Origin of the sequence: Streptomyces telluris (genome assembly GCF_024519335.1) — a bacterium.
Classification (GTDB): Bacteria; Actinomycetota; Actinomycetes; order Streptomycetales; family Streptomycetaceae; genus Streptomyces; species Streptomyces telluris.
This window is the reverse complement of sequence record NZ_JANIID010000032.1, coordinates 53,167-69,156: the sequence shown is the minus strand read 5'-3', so window position 1 is coordinate 69,156 and position 15,990 is coordinate 53,167. Positions and strand designations below refer to the sequence as shown.

Here is a 15,990-nt window from a genome sequence, read left to right as displayed (position 1 = left end):
GTCACGTAGCCGGGACCGCGGACGCCAGTGGCCGTGACCGTGGCCGGGCCTTCCTCAGAGGCTGCCGGGCCCGGAATTGTTCCGTGCCGGTTCGACCGGGCGCCAGGGCGCGAACGCGTTGGCCGAGCGGGGCAGGAAGCTCGCAAGCTCGGGACAGTGCCGCAGCAGAAGGCTCGTCATGCCGTTGCGTTCGATCCAGTCCATGCCGAGCGGCGTGTACACCTCGGGACGGAAGTCGACGGTGAGGAAGCGGTCGCTCTGCAACCGCCTGCTGGCCATCACGATGAAGATGCGGAAGGCCGTGTCGCTGAAACCGAAGCCTTCGGGCGGATTCTCGGCGAAGAGGCCGACCATCGTGTCGATGTCGTCGACGGTGCGGTACACGTCCTTCAGCCGGGAGAGGGTCTCCGGCTCGGTGGTCAGCTCCTCGAACCGCTTGATGCGCGGCTTGTGCAGGCCCGCCCGGAAGTCGTTGTAGCGGGGAACACCACGGCGCCGGGCGCGGACCAGGTCGACCACGGACAGGTCGATCACCTCGCCGTCCCGTTCGAAGGCCTGCAGGGCGCGGGGGAAGTTGTGCAGGGTGATCGCCCCGGGGTGGGCGATTCCGAGTGAGTACAGGGCGTTCGCCAGCCCGGTCTTGCGCATGAGGGGCTCCGCGGCGGCGCCCTGCACGGCGTTGAAGCCCAAGGTGTCGATCCGGTGGCCGAACCTGTGGTCGACGATCTCGAAGTCGTCCGGGATCAGCGGGTGCATCCGGTAGACGGTGACGAAGTCCTCGGTGAGGGAGTACGGCGCGGCATGGTGGTCCGGCAGGGTCTTGGGGATGCCGGTGAGCGAGTGCGCCTCGAACAGCCAGAGGCCCAGCTCTGTGAGCCAGTTCTTCGGGGGTCCCTGCCAGTTGGTCTTCAAGGAGATGTCGATCGTCTCCGTCGCCAGGATCGCGGGGGTCCACTCGACGGTGTGGATCTTGGCGATGAGAGCGGAGACGATGAGGCGCGCCGTGTGGTACACGCGGTTCTGATCCAGGTGGGGGTATTCCCGCCGCAGTGCTTCACAGATGACGTTGTGTTCGCGCGCGAAGACGGTGTGCATCGCGCTGAGGCCGAGCCACCAGCTCTCCCTGAACCCGGTCAGCGGGATGCCGTCGGGGCCGATCGGCAGGTGCCCGTCCTCCAGGCGCAGTGCCGCGCCGCCGTCCGGCTCGCGCAGCGACATCGCGGTCTGCTGGTCGCCGCCGTAGACCTCCGAACCGTCCCACCAGTGGGAGGCGATATTGCCGAAGAGGGCGGGCGGCGCGACGCCGCCGGGCGGCTGTACGCCCTTGTTCTCGGCGAAGCGCATGACGTTCTCGGGCGGCCCGCCGGGGGAGTTGCGCCAGGTCATGCCGGGCGGGAGCGGGACTTCCACGCTCCGCGTGCCGGTCGGGTAGCGCTGGTGGTTGACCCAGTCGTGCACCTGGAACTGGATCCACGCGGCGGCGAGGATGTTCAGCGAACGGGCGGGAAGGAAGGCGTCACGGTGGAGCAGTTGCCTGCTCACGGTGACCGGGTTGGGGCTGTCGAACAGGTCGGGTCGGTAGACCGGCGCGAGGTTGCGGCCGAACGTGGCGCCGACGGCGCCCATCTTCGGAGCGGACAGGTCGTTGTACGAACCGTCGTAGCTGCGCTCCACCCGTAGCTGTTCCTCGACGGGCGGAGGCACCGGCTGCGCCTTCGGAGGCGCCTCGTGGATCTCCGTGTCGATCAGGTTCTCGCGGCGCAGCGTCTGGCGCAGGGCCACGAGGTTGAGCAGGCCCAGCCGTGTCGGCAGCCGGTGCCAGGGGACGAACCGGTTGAGGGCGCCGAACCCCGCACGCAGCGGGACGCCGAGCACGGCGTTGCGGCGGGGCTCCTCGGTGACGAAGCGATGCCCCAGGCGCAGGGCGCTGCTGGCCTCGTAGGCGGCTTTGCGGGCTCGGTTGAGGTTGCCCAGGGGGCGGAAGTCCTCCGTCGTGTTCCACGGGTTGAAGGCGAGCCGCTCGACCCGGGAGGCGGTGGCACGCGCCGGGGCGGCGTCCAGGTCCTGGCGCGGGACGACCAGAGTCGCCACGGGGATCACCGGCGTGTCCGCCACCTTCCACTCGGCTGCGCCGTCCTCGATGGGCGTGCGCCCGCTGTCCACGTAGCGCTGCACGCACAGCTCGAAGACGACGTCCGCCGTGCGCAGGCGCTGGGCGAGCTCGTGGCGCAGGTGGTCGGGGTCGGTGCGGGACGGGGGAGGGGCCGAGGGCGCGTCCGGGGCGGGGCGGAGCTGATAGCGCACGGGCCCCGCGTCGCCCCAGAGGACGGCGCCACGGCTCCAGTACGTCGCGAGCGCGAGACTGCGCACGGTCTGCCGGCTCCCGGCACGGACGTTGCGGCGCATGCGCCTGGCCGTGGGCCGCCCCACGGCCAGGGGAAGTTTGACGAACAGCGCCAACGCCTTGCGGGGCGTCGAATCGGCACCGGCCATGGCCTTCGCGAACGCGACGAACTCGTGTGCGTTGCGGGCGTGGGAGACCGGGAAACTCGTCATGAGGAGGTCGTGGGCCTCGTCCGGGCCGGTCCGGATCCGCAGCGCGACCCCTCGCAGGTCAGGGGCGTGATCGGGCTGCCGGGCGGCGCTCGCGTTGGACAGGCGGACGGTGACGGGGTACTCGGCTCCGGGCCGTACGAATCCGGTCCGGAGGTCCGCGGGGAGGTCGTCGCGGATCGTCAGCCGGGCGTTCTCGACACCGAGGGCCGCCTTGGCATGGAAGGCTCGCGCGATGTCGACGGCTCCGCTGCGCTTGTTGACCTTGATCTGCACCCGCATCAGGTCGCGGACGAGCCGCTCGACGAGAACTCGCTCAGCCTCGGGGGACCCACCGGCGTAGCGTTCGTACTGCCCGGCCTCGTGCATCGTTGCTTCTTTCCGAACGTGACGCCTTCTGGTCTACCTACCTGATCTACCTGATCTATCTGATCTACCTGAGGTGATTTTGCATCCCTGGGACGGGCAGTGCCGAGCGCTACGAGGCAGACGGGTGGCCACGGACCACGTCAGCGGACTGATGCGGAACCTTCTCCGGCTGGTCGCCTGCCGTCGAGTTCCGGGAAGGCAAGGATGTCGGCGTTCGGGAATTCCGGAACCGCGATCTCCACCGCGGGAACCGTCAGCTCGCCGCCCTCCTCCTCGGGCTCGTCGAGACGTACGTAGCCCACCTCGCCCTTCGGTGTCGCGACCTCCCAGATCCAGGGCAGGTGCACGTCGCCGGGGAAGAGGAGGGAAGTACTCATGGCGCGGGCGAGGAGCACGGCCAGATCCCGCTCCGCCGGACGGTAGGACCGCTCCGCCGCGAGACCGACGTCGAAGGCCCAGTCCAGATCCCCCCTGCGCCGCTGAAAACCGCAGAGCACGGGGGCGTCCCACCGGCAGTCGTACGTGCCGGTCACGTCGTCGCCGTCGTACAGCTCGACGTCATGGGCCGGCAAGTCGAAGACCTCCGCCAGGGCGACGCGCATCCGGGCGCGCGTGTTGTCCCCCGGCGCCAGGAAGATATAGAAGGCCGGCGGTCCTTCGCTCACTTCTGTACTCCCTTCCATGTTTTCTCCGGCGTGAATCGCTCAAGGTAGGGGTGCACACTTGGCGGGCCGAGCAGGGTTCCTGTCAGGCCAGGCCGCCCTCTACGACTATTCCACGGTTTTTGATCACGTCGAGGTCCGTCTCCAAGTAGCAGCTGGTGGCGGGCTGGGCCCTGTCCGGCCCTTCATGGTGCAGTCGCGACCTCCGGGAGACACCCGGATGGTCGCCTTCCGTCTCCCCGCCGCTGGGAACACCTGAGGAGGTCAGCGACAGAAGGGAGCGGGCCCATGGCGAAGAACGCCCATGTGCGCCACAGCGGTGACGGGAAGGCAATCTGGATGCTGAACGGCCTCTACGAGGTCAAGGCATCCAGTGACGAGACCAACGGTGTGATGACCGTCATGGAGATGACCATCCCGGAAGGAATGGGCCCACCGCCCCACACCCACCCCGGAACCGAGAGCGTCTATGTCATCGAGGGGACGCTCCGCTACCACATCGGTGACGAAACGGTCGAAGGCGGCCCCGGGTCCTTCTTTCACATCCCCGAGGGCACGTTGGAACGGTTCGAGCCCACCAGCACGGTACGGCTCCTGGTCGTCTACACTCCGGGCGACATCGACCAATTCTTCGCCGAGGCAGGCGAACCGGCCCAACGACGTGAGCTGCCGCCCCGGTCGGAGACGCCGCCGGACGTTGATCGCCTCATCGAGATCGGCAAGCGGCACGGAATCCAGATGCGGCCTATGCCCAGCTCCTAATGTGGCCTACGTTCAGGTGGGCGGAGCAGAGGATGGGCGTGGTAAGTCCCGTAGACGTCGGCCGGTCCCCACGGAGAACACGTGATGAGCCACATAGCAGCTGCCCTGACCATCGCGGCTTCCTTCACCTGGTTGGGCATGGTGCTGGGTGTTTCCTGCCTTGAGGCTCCCCTGAAGTTCCGCGCCCTTCGTGCGGCCGGCGAAGCCCCGGCAGATGTCACCCGCCTGGGCGTGAGTATCGGGCGGGTGGTGTTCCGGGCGCTCAACATCGCCGAGGTCGCGTTGGCCGCAGTGATCGTAGTGGTGGTCGCGGTCGGGTCTCCCACCGTGTTCGTTGCCGTGTCCGCTGCAGCGGTCGTAGCTCTACTGGTCGTACAGCTCGCGGCCGTCCGGCCGGTACTGAACCGGCGCAGTGCACGCGTGCTCGCAGGACAGAACCCTCCACGCTCACGGGCCCACCACCTCTACCTCGGCCTTGAGTTGCTGAAGGTCGCGGCACTGATCACGCTCGGCATCGCGGGCTTGCGCGCCATCTGAGACGGTCCGAAAACCGACCACACTACACCATGTTGCCGGGCCGGGCCGGGCCGGGCCGGGCCGGGCCGGGCCCGGCCATGTGACGCCAGTCACCGCGCCACCATTTCTAGATTGCTAGCATCCTAAACATGGCCGCCGAGAGACAGGTAAAGCAGTTCAACGTCTACCTGCCCGTCGACCTCATCCGCGAGGTCAAACATCACGCTGTCGACACCGAGCGATCCCTCTCCTCGATCGTCGAGGCAGCCCTGACCGAGTACCTCCAGCGCGTCGCAAGCGCCGGGAAGGAGAGCACGCATGACGACTGACGGCATCGAGGGGTTCCTCGTCGAGACCCGTAACTATGGTGCAACCGCCGCGTTCTGGAAGTCGCTCGGCTTCGAGAGCGTCCTGGAGACCGATCATGGCTCCGGGCACTGGTCTCACCCGGCCGGCGGGCCCTACGTGTTCATCGTCGAGCAGCACGAACGCGAGCTCGCCACCCACCCGGTGCTCAAGGTCGCCGATGCCGAGGCCTTCGCGCCCGCCCGCGCACCGGAGTTCGCCCAGCAGTTCACGCCGACGCACTGGGGCGTCGAACAGGCACTGGTCCGGGACCCCGACGGACGGATCGTCGCACTCGAATCCCCGCTCCGTGACGGCAGCGACAGCAATAGGAGCAACGGAACAAACGACGGCAACGACGGAAACGACGGCAACGACGGTACGGAAGGGCATCACCATGGCTGACGAACCACGCCGCCCCCACCTGCACGAACCCGACCACACCGCCGTGCGCGTCGCCCTGTGGCGCGCCCTTCACGTCCAGGCCGACACCCCGCCCCACGTGCTGGAGGACGAGATCGGGCTGAAGCTCGCCGACCCCGGGCAGCACTGGCGGGAGCGGGGCGACATGACCATGCCGGGCGTCAGCGGCGTCCGCGCGTCCATGGTCGCCCGCGCCCGCTTCGTCGAGGACCTCGTCGCCGAGCGCGCCGACGCCGGCGCGACCCAGTACGTCATCCTCGGCGCAGGCCTGGACACCTTCGCCCAGCGGCGCCCCGAACTCGGCTCCCGCCTCGGCGTTTTCGAGGTCGACCAGCCGGGCACACAGGCGTGGAAGCGGCAGCGCCTCGACGAACTCGGCTACGACATCCCGCCCTGGCTGACCTTCGTGCCCGTCGACTTCGAGGCCGGCGACTCGTGGTGGGAGCGGCTGACCGCCGCCGGGTTCGATCCGCAGAAGCCGACGATCGTCGCGTCGACCGGCGTCAGCATGTACCTCACACACGAAGCCAACACCGCGACGCTGCGCCAGGCCGCCGCCCTCGCACCCGGCTCCGTACTCGCCACGACGTTCCTGCTGCCGCTCGACATGCTCGACCCGGACCAGCGCCGGGTCCAGGAGTTCTCGATGCGCAACGCCGCCGCCTCGGGCACCCCGTTCATCAGCCTCTACTCACCCGAGGAGATGCAGACAGCAGCCTTGGAAGCGGGGTTCACGAAGGCCGTGCACGTATCGCCCGACGATCTGGCCGCCCGGTACTTCGCCGACCGTCACGACGGCCTGCGCCTGCCCAGGGCCGAGCAGTTCCTCGTCGCCGAGATGTAGCCGGTCGTCGGCAGCTGCGCCGGACAGTGATCGACGTGCCTCTGGACAGTGGCCTGAAGTGAAGTTGTCCAGCCTGTCGTGTCTGTCTATGCGAAGTCAGGGCAGAAGGATGCGGTGTCAGGAGAGCCAGTCGGCGTAGTGGGTGGGGGCGAGGTGGGCGTTCTTGTCGGTGAGGACGTCGCCCTTGACGGCGGCGAACATGCCGGCGGTGGGGTCGGTGACGACGGTGCGGGTGTCGGACTTGTGGGACAGGGTGAACCGGCCCAGCTCGTCCAGGGCGAAGATTTCGGGTCCGGCGATGTTGCGAATGCCTCCGAGCGGGGCGCCTGCGGCGACTTCCGCCACGGCGTCGGCCACGTCTTTGGCGGCGATCGGCTGGATCGGTGTGGCGGGTAGCCGGACGGTGTCGCTGTCGGCGGTCCAGGCCAGGATCGCGTCGATGAATTCCATGAACTGCGTCGCGCGGACGATCGAGTAGGGGATGGGCCCGGCGGTGAGGATGTCCTCCTGGAGCGCCTTGGCCCGGTAGTAGTCCAGCTCGGGTACCTGGTCCACGCCGACGATCGAGAGAATGACGAAGTGCCGGATACCACCCTTCCGGCCCGCGGCCAGAAGATTGTCCATGGAGGTCTGGAAAAAGGCCGCGGAGGCTTCGTCGAAGGTCGGGGAGTTCGTCAGGTTGACGAGGACGTCGGCCCCAGCCACCGCCTCGTCCAGCCCCAGGCCGCTGATGACGTCGGTTCCAGTGGACTGAGAGTGGGGTACCGCCTCGTGCCCGGCCGCGTTCAGATTCTTGACGACCTGCGACCCGATCAGCCCGGTACCGCCGATGACCGCGAACTTCATGACACACCTTTCGCCAGGAGACGCATCTGAAAGACACATCTGAAAAGTGACACATGACCACTATGCGGGCGTCTGATGCGAAGCCAGGGTCGTACGTCCGGCCAGCGTGTTGCCGAACTGGCCAACTCCTGTACTCAGTGGCCGGCTGAAGCGCTCGGTGGCCTTCGGGCCCGATGCGCGCAGGACGGTGGCCCCGCTGGGGGCGAACCGGTTCGCCCCCAGCAAGATGTTCAGCTGATCGCGGCGTTCAGCTGTCCAGCTGTCCAGCTGTCCAGCTGTCCAAGCTGAACGGCGGATCAGCGGGTGCAGTTGATCGCGGCGTTGGCCCCGTAGTAGCCGGGTGCGAGCCGGTAGGAGTCGGCGTAGAGCAGCACGCACTGCTCATTGCGGAAGCCACTGATCAGAGCGCTCCGGCGAGCCGTCTTCTCGGCTTCCCGCTTCGCTTCCTTGGGGCTGTTCTCGTATGCGGAGCCCGTGAAGACCTGCGTCTCCTGCGTGCCGGCGGCGTCGGCGTGCGCGACGGTCGGCGTGAGCACGGCGAGGCCCGCGAGAGCTATGGCAACCCCACCCCGGATGAGCATCGAGGTCATGTCGGTATCCCCCTCTTGGTGGAAAACGTTGTGATTCAGCGCTGGCAGAACAGGCTGGCGACCGCGGCGTACACGCCGCCACCGACCGCCTTGACGTCGGTGGCGCGGACGTGACACTGGTTCGCCTGCCATCCGGCCGACTGGGCGATCGTGTAAGCAATGCGGACCGCGCCGTTCACTGCCTGGGACGGTGAGGTGCCGGTCCCGTTGCCGGTGAACGTCCGCACCTCAGGCGAGACGGACTCCAGGGGCACGGCTTCGGCGCCGGCCTGGGCCGCCTGGGCGGACGCGACACCTCCGACGAGACACGCCGAGGCGGCTAGGGCCACGGCGGTGGAACGCAGACGTAGCACGGACGAGCGGCCCACGGGCACTCCTCGATAGTCGCTTCGACGGTGACTGAACGGTCAGCGCACATGACAGGGGCCCATGTCGAACCCCGGTACGGCTCACATCCCACCCGAGTCCGAACCGTCCCACCACGAAGAAACCGGCCATTGGTACGGCGACGGGCTTCCGGCCCGGGCCGATGGCAACGAAGAAGGAGCCGCGTGGCGTGCTCAGGGGAGAGGCCGGGTGTCCCCTGCGAAGACGATGATCTGATCGATGAGGTTTCGCCGCAGGTGGACGACGTCCGTTCCCGTCAGGCGGGGGCCCTCGTCAGGTGTAGTGAAAACCCACTGATACCGGGCCCACTCGTCCGGCATGTCCACTCCTGAGCAACGGGTCATCGTGCCGGTTCCTGCCGGATGGCGCCGGATGTCCCGTACGAAGCGCTCGACTGCCTCGATCCCCTCGCTGCGCCCCAGCGGTCCCCAGAGGATCACGTCCGAGGTGAGGGCCTGGGCCAGCAGAGTCGTCACATAGGTGTCGTCCGAGGCGTTGAATGCGGAGATGAACGTATCGATCGCACTCTGCGCGGTCTCTTCCTGCATGCACCAGTAATACCAGTCATCTTGCGGAACGCGGCCCTCGGTTACCCGGGATGTCCGTGAGGTGCGCCGGTATGCACACCGAGCCGGGTCGGGTCGGTCCCTTCCGGAACGGCCCGGCCCAGCCTCACACTCACCCACTCACCCACTCACCCGCGCCCGCGCGTCACACGAAGGCACTGTGCCCGGTAACGGCCTTGCCGACGATGAGGGTGTTCATCTCGCGGGAGCCCTCGAACGAGTAGACGGCCTCGGCGTCCGCGAAGAACTTGGCGATCTCGTAGTCGAGGACGATGCCGTTCCCGCCGAAGAGTTCACGGGCCCAGGCGACGCATTCGCGCATGCGGGTGGTGGTGAACGCCTTGGCGAGCGCGGCCTGCTCGGCGCTGCTCCGGCCGGCGGCGACCAGCTGGTTCAGGCGGACGACTATGCCGAACATCGCGGTGATGTTGCCGAGCATCTTCACCAGGAGGTCCTGGATCAGCTGGAAGGATCCGATAGGCCTGCCGAACTGCACGCGCGTGACGGCGTACTCGCGGGCCAGTTCGTAGGCGCGCACCGCGATCCCCAGCGCCTGCCAGGCCACGCCGCCCCGGGTGTGCGCCAGGACGGCGGCCGTGTCGCGGAAGCTGTCGATGCGCTGCAGGCGGTCGGCCTCGGGGACCCGTACCCCGTCGAGGACGATGTCGGCGTTCTGTACGGTCCGCAGCGCGATCTTGCCCTCGATCTTCGTGGCGGTGAAGCCGGGGGTGCCCTTCTCCACCACGAAGCCCTTGACGTTGCCGTCGGCGACGTCGCGCGCCCAGACCACGACGAGATCGGCGAAGGTGCCGTTGCCGATCCACCGCTTGGCGCCGTCGAGGACCCAGGTGTCTCCCTCGCGCCGGGCGGTGGTGCGCATGCCGCCCGCGACGTCGGAGCCGCCCTCGGGCTCGGTCAGGGCGAAGGCGCCGATCTTGTTCATCGCGGCCATGTCCGGCAGCCAGCGCTCGCGCTGCTCAGGGCTTCCGCCACCGCGGATGCTGCCCATCGCCAGACCGGTGTGGACCCCGGAGAAGACCGCCATCGACGGGTCGACGCGGTTGAGTTCCATGGTGAGGAAGCCGGAGAAGAGCTCGCTGCGCGGGCGGCCGTCGCCGAGCTCGGGGTAGGTGTATCCGGCCAGTCGAAGCTTGGCGATCTTCCCGACCGCCGCGAAGGGGAATTCCGCCCGGTCCCAGGCGTCCTGGGTCAGCGGCTTGATCTCGCTTTCCAAGTAGTCGCGAATGGCGGCCAGCTCGGCCTGCTCGGCATCGCTGAGCAGGCCGGCGAAGCCGAAGAAATCGGGGCTGGCGTTGGCGGGCTTGGGCATCGATGGCTCCTTCGTCTTCGTCAGAGGTTCAGCCGTGGTCGGCGTGGCGCAGCGCGTCGGTCAGGGCGAGCTGTTTGCGGTCGCGGAGCAGGGCGCGTTCCCGGTACGCCTCGGGGCCGTGTCCGTACGCGGCCTCGGTCTGGTGGACGACCGTGGCGACGGCGTCGTCGTCCAGCTCCGGGCGGCCCAGGCGCCGCCAGCCCTCGGCGAGGCCGGGGCCCAGGTGCCGCATCATGTGGCGGATGCCGCCGGGGCCGCCGCCGAGGTGGAAGCTCTCGAAGGGGCCGACGGCCGCGTAGCGACCGCCCAGCGACGCCTTCATCACGGTGTCGAGCTCCGCGGCGTCCACCACCCCGCTGACAACGAGGTGGATCGCCTCCTGGAGCACCGCGCTCTGCAGCCGGTTCGCCGCGAATCCGGGGACCTCCTTGCGCAGCCGCACGGGGGTCTTGCCCAGGGCGCGGTAGAAGGCGACGGCCGCCTCGACGACGTCCTCCGCAGTGCGCTCGCCCGGCACGATCTCCACCAGTGGCACGAGGTGCGGCGGATTGAAGGGGTGCGCGACCAGCAGCCGCGCGGCGACTCCGTCCGGCAGTCCGTCGGCGATCCGGGAGGCGACGATCCCGGAGCTGGAGGTGGCCAGCACCGCGGCGGCCGGGGCGTGCCGGGCGATGTCGGCGAACAGCTGCTGCTTGAACGGCAGGTTCTCCGGGCCGTTCTCCTGGACGAGTCGCGCTCCGGCCACGGCCTCGGCCAGGTCGTGGGTGGCGCGGATTCGGCCGCGCAGTCCGGCCGCGTCGCTGCCGGGCAGTCCGGCGGCGAGCATCGGCAGTGCGTCGTCGATGGCCTCGTCCAGGTCCTCGCGCGGATCGGTGACGGTCACTTCGATTCCGTGCGAGGCGAACAGCGCGGCCCACGCGAGGCCGATGGTGCCGGCGCCGACGACGGTGACGGTCTTCCACTCGGGGGTCATGACGCGTCCTCCTCGGTCAGGTAGTCGTGGACGGGAATGGCCTTGTCCAGCGTGAGATCCGTGACGATGTGGCTGGCCGAGACGATCTCGCGCACCGGCAGGTCCGCCAGCGGCGCCAGCACGTGCTCGAAGAGCTGCAGCCGTGCCGGGCCGGTGTAGGCCTCCTTGACCACGAGATCGGTGATCCGCGTGCGGACCAGCTCGCAGACGCGCGGGGTGCCGTCGTAGCCGGGGACGACCTTGAGCATGTACGTGGGCACGGCGATCTGCTCGCGCGCGAGCTCCGGGGCGAGCGGCCGGTGCTTGTAGCCCATCGTCGCGGTCGCCACCCGCACGCTGCCGTAGTCCAGCGTCCCGACCAGCGCGGAGTGGTCGGCGAACAGGGCCGGCGTGCCCATCGCCTTCGGATAGGCGCTCACCTCGCGGCCCGCGGCGGTGGCGGCGAAGCTGTCCAGGTACATGGCGTGCAGGTACTCGCCGCGCTCGTCCCCGAACCGCACCGGGATCGCCTGCCCCGCCTCGACGTACGGGCCGTAGGCCGTGACGTCCGTCATCTTCATCACCTCGAACCGCACCAGCGGCTCCTCGACCCGCAGCGGCTCGGGCACCACGGCCCGCAGCGCCTCGGGGTCGGTTCGGTAGACGATGCTGAGGTACTCGCGATCGGTGAAACGGGCCGCTACGGGGGCGTACGCGGGCGCCGTGACGGGGGTGTTGAGGGTCCCCAGGATGCGCGCGCGGTTCATCGTCCGCTCCACTGCGGGGCGCGCTTCTCGGTGAAGGCACGCACCCCCTCGGCGAAGTCGGCCGAGCGCAGCAGCGCTCCCACCTCGGCGGCCTGCGCGGCGAACACCTCCGGCTCCGGTGCGCCGTCGGCCAGCCGGACGGTCCTCTTCACCGCGGCCAGGGCCAGCGGCGCGTTGGCCGCGATCTCCTCGGCGAGCTCCAGCGCGGCCGGCAGCGCCCCGCCGTCCGGGGTGACGTGGTTGACGACGCCCAGCTCGCGGGCGCGGCCGGCGGTGACCGTACGGCCGGTCAGCAGCAGCTCCATCGCCAGGTGGTGGGGGACGCGCCGGGGGAGCCGTACGACTCCGCCGCCACCGGCGATCAGCCCGCGCCTGACCTCGGGGAGGGCGAATCGGGCGCCCTCGGCGGCGACCACCAGGTCGCAGGCCAGGGCCAGTTCGAAGCCGCCACCCAGGGCGTGGCCCTCGACGGCCGCGATCAGCGGCTTGGTCGTCGGAGCCTCGACGAGTCCGGCGAAGCCCTTGCCGGGGACGGTCACCTGTTCGCCGCGGGCGGCGGCCTTGAGGTCCATGCCCGCGCAGAACGTACCGTCCGCGCCGGTGAGGACGCCCACCCGCAGCCCGGAGTCGGACTCCAGCCGGTCGACGGCGGCGGCGATGCCCAGGGCCACCTCGGCGTTCACCGCGTTACGGGCCCGCGGCCGGTCGATGGTGACGACGAGGGTGCCGCCGACGGTCTCGGTGCGGATGTCGCTCATCGCCGCACCTCACCGCGGTCGAGCTCGGCGAGCACTTCCTCTGTGTGCTGGCCGGGCAGCGGCGCGTGCCGACGTACCGAGGCCGGCGTGGCGGAGAACGCCAGCGGTATGCCGACCACCCGGTACGCGCCCTCGTTGGGGTGCTCCGCGACGTCCAGCAGATGCCCCTCGCGGACGTAGGGGTCCTCGGCGGCCTCGTCGAGCCGCAGCACGGGGCCGACGGGGATGCTGTGCTTGGTGCACACCTCCGTCCACTCCTCCGTGGTCAGCAGCGGCGTCACCGTCTCCAGTAGTTCGGCAAGGGCCTCCCCGTCCCGCTGCGCGTCGATGAACTCGCCGTTCACACGCGGATCGTCGGCCAGATCGGGACGGCCCGCGGCGGCGAACAGGTCGCGGAAGTTCTGCGGGCCGTACGGGATGATCATGGCCAGGCCGTCCTTGGTCGGGCGCGCCCGGTGCCCTTTGTTCATGGACAGCGGGAAACCGGTCGGGCCCATCGGCGGCTCGAAGGTCCGCCCCTGCAGGTGCTCGACCAGATTGAACGCCAGCAGAGTGTCCACCATGGGCACCTCCACCCGCTGCCCCCGGCCGCTCGCCCGCTGGTGGACGAGGGCGGCCAGCGCCGCGTAGACGATCGTCAGCGCGGCGACCTTGTCGGCGATGATGCTCGGCAGCACCACCGGCGCCCCCACGTCGCCCGCGCGCTGCGCCAGGTCCAGCAGCCCGGAGGCGGCCTGCACCGTCTCGTCGTACGCGGCCAGCCGGGCCCGGTCGGAGTCCGGGCGGAACCCCTGGGCGTGGACGTGGACGAGGCGGGGATTGGCCGCGGCGAGGCTGTCGTAATCCATGCCGAGGCGGCGCAGGGCGTCGATGCGCATGTTGCTGATCAGGATGTCGGCGGTGCCGATCAGCTCCAGCGCCCTGGCGCGTTCGCCCTTGTCCTTGAGGTTGAGCTTGACGCTGCGCTTGTTGCGGTTGACGTTGAGGTTCAGCGGCGTCATGCCGGGCGTGCGATGCAGCGCGCCGACGCGGACGGTGTCGTTCGGTGATTCGATCTTGATGACGTCGGCGCCGAGGTCGCCGAGGATCTGCGCGGCGTAGGGCCCCATCACCACGGTGGCCATGTCGATGACGCGGACTCCGGCGAGGGGGCCGGCAGTCGCATCTGTTCCTGTTCCTGTTGCGGGCTCGGGCTCGGGCTCGGGCTCGGGCTTGGGCTCGGGCTTGGGTTCTGCGAATTCTATGGATTCTGCGGATTCCATCACCACTCCACTACGGAAAACGGGACGGGGAAGGGGGATTTGGAGATTCGTCCCCCCTCTGCGGGGTGTTCCCGCGTCCTGAGAAAACGCTAGTCCGGTGACGTGTCGAAACCCAAGCGATCAGTGACACCAAAGCGCGAAAAACGGCGTGACCACAGCGGTCACGCCGTTTCCCGGGGTGGGACTTTCAGGAGGGTTCGGTGAACACGGCCCCGGCCTCCGCCACCAGTCCGTGCAGGTCGCCGTCCGGTTCGGCCCGGTCCCGGCGCCAGATCAGCCCCGTCGCGAGGGCGGGGGAGAAGTCCTGAAAAGGCAGAACGATGCTCGTTCCCCTTTCGTTGTCGCCGCTCTTCGCGCTCAGCAGGGTGATTCCGAATACCGAGCCGTTCGCCACGATCTCGCGGACACTCGCATAATCCCCGATATTGAGAGTGATTTCCTTGCGGATGCCCGCGGCTTTCAGGCGTACCCGGAGCTGATCGAAATACGTCGGGAGCGTCCCGGGAGCCGACGTCACGTAAGTGTGCTCGGTGAGCTCGCTCAGCGACACCGAGCTCCGTGAGCCGAACTCGGCGGCCGGGAGCAGCGCGCCCAGCGGCTCGCGCAGCAGCTCCAGCACCTCGATCCCCTCGGCGTGCACCGGCAGGTGCACCAGCGCCATGGCCAGGTCGCCGCGCTGCACCGCGCTCACGAGGTTGGCGCTGTTGCCGGGCCAGCGCTTCACGTCGAACTTCTCGGCGCAGCGCTCCTCGACCCGCTCCAGTTGCTCCCGCAGCCGCGGGTGCAGGGCCGGCACCACCCCCACGTACACCGTCTGCCGCTCGGGCCCCAGGGCCCGGCGCAGCTGCCAGGGGATGTCGTCGAACCGGCCGAGAACGTCCTTCGCGACGGGCAGCAGCGCCGTGCCGGCGCTGGTCAGCGCCACGTGGTGCGAATCCCGGTCGAACAGCCGCTGGCCGAGCTCGCGTTCCAGGTCCCGTATTCGCTGACTCAACGGCGAGGTGGCCATGTGCAGTTGCCGCGCGGCCCGGGAGAAGCTGAGGTTCTCGGCGACCGCCACGAAGTAGCGCAGATGGAAGATATCCATCGCCGTACCCTAAAACACCGTTTCCGCTGGTGCTGGTGCTGGTGCTGGTGCTGGTGCTGGTGCTGGTGCTGGTGCTGGTGCTGGTCGGGCGCGGGCAGCGGTTGAGGGCCGCACCCCGCGCGGGGTGCGGCCCTCAGCGCATGTGCATGTGCATGCGCTTTCGAGGTCCAGCCGCCGTACGGAACGGTGATGAGTTCCATGGCGTGACCCGCCGGGTCCATGAAGTACACGCCGCGGCCGCCGTCGTTGTGATTGATCGTGCCGGGCTCCTGCCGGCGCGGATCGGCGTAGTGCTCGATGCCGCGCTGCCTGATCTGCGCGTACGCCGCGTCGAACTCCTCTTCAGAAACCAAGAAGGCGTAGTGCTGGGGAGTGATCTTGTCCGCGGGAATCGTGGCGAAGTCCAGCGTGACGCCGTTGCTCAGGCCGACCGCGATGAACGGGCCCCACTCGTCGGTGATCTCAAGGCCCAGCAGGTCCGTGAAGAACTCTGCGGATTCCCGGTTGTCCCGGGCGTGGACGATCGTGTGGTTCAACTCAACTGTCAAGGAATGCCTCCGAGGGCATCTCCTGACACCTCCATGCCTCACCCAGCCGGTGACCGACACGCGATGTCGCCGTGGATCATAATCGCTGTCGTCCGCGTTGTCGAAGCGCGTCGGCGGTAGTTGATGGGTGCGTGCTGCTGCGCTGTAGATCCGGTCTGCGTCGTGGTAGCGAGGGCCGGAGCATCGGCGGGGCGTGATGAGTCCGCGGCGCTCCCAGTGCGCGCACCAGAGGCTGTCCGAGCATCACGTGACCCGCTTGGCGCGGTGGATGATTTTCAGCCTGCCTGTAGCTGTCAGGGTCTGCCCTGATGCTCCGCCAAGGTTCTCTCGTTACGGTGCTCCGCAGTACTCGGCTGTGACGGGCGGCGACCAGGTTCTGGAGGGCCGATGAGGGAGCGCTTCCTTGCGGGCCCGGCCTTGGTT

The 15,990-nt window shown here is 68.9% G+C and carries 17 protein-coding genes and 1 pseudogene; 5 read left to right on the top strand and 13 right to left on the bottom strand.

The window, feature by feature from the left end; all coding sequences use genetic code 11:
* Positions 1 to 54: 54 nt before the first annotated feature.
* Positions 55 to 2,922 carry a peroxidase family protein gene (locus NQU55_RS28340; RefSeq protein WP_256791429.1) on the bottom strand — a complete coding sequence of 956 codons (2,868 nt, stop codon included), beginning with the start codon at positions 2,920 to 2,922 and terminating at the stop codon, positions 55 to 57.
* Positions 2,923 to 3,062: 140 nt separating this feature from the next.
* Entirely contained in the window at positions 3,063 to 3,587 is a 525-nt protein-coding gene (locus NQU55_RS28335) for a hypothetical protein (RefSeq protein WP_168095511.1), read from the bottom strand.
* A gap of 285 nt (positions 3,588 to 3,872) precedes the next feature.
* On the opposite strand from NQU55_RS28335, the gene NQU55_RS28330 reads away from it, so the two are divergent.
* From NQU55_RS28330 to NQU55_RS28310, 5 genes are all read left to right on the top strand, one after another.
* Positions 3,873 to 4,346 carry a cupin domain-containing protein gene (locus NQU55_RS28330; RefSeq protein WP_168095510.1) on the top strand — a complete coding sequence of 158 codons (474 nt, stop codon included), beginning with the start codon at positions 3,873 to 3,875 and terminating at the stop codon, positions 4,344 to 4,346.
* Positions 4,347 to 4,430: 84 nt separating this feature from the next.
* Positions 4,431 to 4,883 carry a hypothetical protein gene (locus NQU55_RS28325; RefSeq protein WP_168095509.1) on the top strand — a complete coding sequence of 151 codons (453 nt, stop codon included), beginning with the start codon at positions 4,431 to 4,433 and terminating at the stop codon, positions 4,881 to 4,883.
* A gap of 128 nt (positions 4,884 to 5,011) precedes the next feature.
* The gene (locus tag NQU55_RS28320) at positions 5,012 to 5,191 is read left to right on the top strand and encodes a ribbon-helix-helix protein, CopG family (protein WP_168095508.1); all 180 of its coding nucleotides are present in this window, start codon (positions 5,012 to 5,014) and stop codon (positions 5,189 to 5,191) included.
* A complete protein-coding gene (locus tag NQU55_RS28315) occupies positions 5,181 to 5,612 on the top strand; it encodes a VOC family protein (protein ID WP_206329927.1) in 432 nt (143 codons plus the stop codon). Before NQU55_RS28320 ends, NQU55_RS28315 begins: the two co-directional genes overlap by 11 nt.
* On the top strand, positions 5,605 to 6,474 hold the full coding sequence (locus tag NQU55_RS28310; protein ID WP_168095507.1) for a class I SAM-dependent methyltransferase: 870 nt from the start codon (positions 5,605 to 5,607) through the stop codon (positions 6,472 to 6,474). The genes NQU55_RS28315 and NQU55_RS28310 overlap by 8 nt, the downstream gene beginning before the upstream one ends.
* Before the next feature lie 117 nt (positions 6,475 to 6,591).
* Here the strand turns inward: NQU55_RS28310 and NQU55_RS28305 are convergent, their stop codons facing one another.
* The 11 genes and pseudogenes from NQU55_RS28305 to NQU55_RS28255 form a co-directional block, all read right to left on the bottom strand.
* Entirely contained in the window at positions 6,592 to 7,320 is a 729-nt protein-coding gene (locus NQU55_RS28305) for an SDR family oxidoreductase (protein WP_168095506.1), read from the bottom strand.
* A gap of 296 nt (positions 7,321 to 7,616) precedes the next feature.
* Positions 7,617 to 7,910, bottom strand: a complete 294-nt coding sequence (locus NQU55_RS28300; protein WP_168097121.1) for a hypothetical protein — start codon at positions 7,908 to 7,910, stop codon at positions 7,617 to 7,619.
* 35 nt (positions 7,911 to 7,945) lie between these two features.
* Positions 7,946 to 8,278: a hypothetical protein gene (locus NQU55_RS28295; RefSeq protein ID WP_168097122.1), complete on the bottom strand. Its 333-nt coding sequence runs from the start codon at positions 8,276 to 8,278 to the stop codon at positions 7,946 to 7,948.
* A gap of 192 nt (positions 8,279 to 8,470) precedes the next feature.
* Positions 8,471 to 8,845: a nuclear transport factor 2 family protein gene (locus NQU55_RS28290; RefSeq protein WP_256791427.1), complete on the bottom strand. Its 375-nt coding sequence runs from the start codon at positions 8,843 to 8,845 to the stop codon at positions 8,471 to 8,473.
* A gap of 163 nt (positions 8,846 to 9,008) precedes the next feature.
* On the bottom strand, positions 9,009 to 10,193 hold the full coding sequence (locus tag NQU55_RS28285) for an acyl-CoA dehydrogenase family protein (protein WP_168094995.1): 1,185 nt from the start codon (positions 10,191 to 10,193) through the stop codon (positions 9,009 to 9,011).
* 28 nt (positions 10,194 to 10,221) lie between these two features.
* Positions 10,222 to 11,166 carry a 3-hydroxyacyl-CoA dehydrogenase NAD-binding domain-containing protein gene (locus NQU55_RS28280; RefSeq protein ID WP_168094994.1) on the bottom strand — a complete coding sequence of 315 codons (945 nt, stop codon included), beginning with the start codon at positions 11,164 to 11,166 and terminating at the stop codon, positions 10,222 to 10,224.
* Positions 11,163 to 11,912, bottom strand: coding sequence for an acetoacetate decarboxylase (locus tag NQU55_RS28275; RefSeq protein ID WP_168094993.1), 750 nt, complete (start codon positions 11,910 to 11,912; stop codon positions 11,163 to 11,165). Before NQU55_RS28275 ends, NQU55_RS28280 begins: the two co-directional genes overlap by 4 nt.
* Positions 11,909 to 12,670, bottom strand: coding sequence for a crotonase/enoyl-CoA hydratase family protein (locus tag NQU55_RS28270; RefSeq protein WP_168094992.1), 762 nt, complete (start codon positions 12,668 to 12,670; stop codon positions 11,909 to 11,911). The genes NQU55_RS28275 and NQU55_RS28270 overlap by 4 nt, the downstream gene beginning before the upstream one ends.
* Positions 12,667 to 13,932, bottom strand: a complete 1,266-nt coding sequence (locus NQU55_RS28265; RefSeq protein ID WP_168094991.1) for a CaiB/BaiF CoA transferase family protein — start codon at positions 13,930 to 13,932, stop codon at positions 12,667 to 12,669. Before NQU55_RS28265 ends, NQU55_RS28270 begins: the two co-directional genes overlap by 4 nt.
* A 187-nt stretch (positions 13,933 to 14,119) precedes the next feature.
* Positions 14,120 to 15,019, bottom strand: a complete 900-nt coding sequence (locus NQU55_RS28260; protein ID WP_168094990.1) for a LysR family transcriptional regulator — start codon at positions 15,017 to 15,019, stop codon at positions 14,120 to 14,122.
* 167 nt (positions 15,020 to 15,186) lie between these two features.
* Positions 15,187 to 15,567 (bottom strand): annotated as a pseudogene (locus tag NQU55_RS28255) (VOC family protein); the annotation flags it as partial.
* Positions 15,568 to 15,990: the final 423 nt, after the last annotated feature.

Excerpts from the sequence above, each read along its gene's own strand:
- NQU55_RS28340 (WP_256791429.1), bottom strand. The coding sequence starts at position 2,922 with ATGCACGAGGCCGGGCAGTACGAACGCTACGCCGGTGGGTCCCCCGAG.
- NQU55_RS28330 (WP_168095510.1), top strand. The coding sequence starts at position 3,873 with ATGGCGAAGAACGCCCATGTGCGCCACAGCGGTGACGGGAAGGCAATC.
- NQU55_RS28325 (WP_168095509.1), top strand. The coding sequence starts at position 4,431 with ATGAGCCACATAGCAGCTGCCCTGACCATCGCGGCTTCCTTCACCTGG.
- NQU55_RS28320 (WP_168095508.1), top strand. The coding sequence starts at position 5,012 with ATGGCCGCCGAGAGACAGGTAAAGCAGTTCAACGTCTACCTGCCCGTC.
- NQU55_RS28315 (WP_206329927.1), top strand. The coding sequence starts at position 5,181 with ATGACGACTGACGGCATCGAGGGGTTCCTCGTCGAGACCCGTAACTAT.
- NQU55_RS28310 (WP_168095507.1), top strand. The coding sequence starts at position 5,605 with ATGGCTGACGAACCACGCCGCCCCCACCTGCACGAACCCGACCACACC.
- NQU55_RS28305 (WP_168095506.1), bottom strand. The coding sequence starts at position 7,320 with ATGAAGTTCGCGGTCATCGGCGGTACCGGGCTGATCGGGTCGCAGGTC.
- NQU55_RS28300 (WP_168097121.1), bottom strand. The coding sequence starts at position 7,910 with ATGACCTCGATGCTCATCCGGGGTGGGGTTGCCATAGCTCTCGCGGGC.
- NQU55_RS28290 (WP_256791427.1), bottom strand. The coding sequence starts at position 8,845 with ATGCAGGAAGAGACCGCGCAGAGTGCGATCGATACGTTCATCTCCGCA.
- NQU55_RS28285 (WP_168094995.1), bottom strand. The coding sequence starts at position 10,193 with ATGCCCAAGCCCGCCAACGCCAGCCCCGATTTCTTCGGCTTCGCCGGC.
- NQU55_RS28280 (WP_168094994.1), bottom strand. The coding sequence starts at position 11,166 with ATGACCCCCGAGTGGAAGACCGTCACCGTCGTCGGCGCCGGCACCATC.
- NQU55_RS28275 (WP_168094993.1), bottom strand. The coding sequence starts at position 11,912 with ATGAACCGCGCGCGCATCCTGGGGACCCTCAACACCCCCGTCACGGCG.
- NQU55_RS28270 (WP_168094992.1), bottom strand. The coding sequence starts at position 12,670 with ATGAGCGACATCCGCACCGAGACCGTCGGCGGCACCCTCGTCGTCACC.
- NQU55_RS28265 (WP_168094991.1), bottom strand. The coding sequence starts at position 13,932 with ATGGAATCCGCAGAATCCATAGAATTCGCAGAACCCAAGCCCGAGCCC.
- NQU55_RS28260 (WP_168094990.1), bottom strand. The coding sequence starts at position 15,019 with ATGGATATCTTCCATCTGCGCTACTTCGTGGCGGTCGCCGAGAACCTC.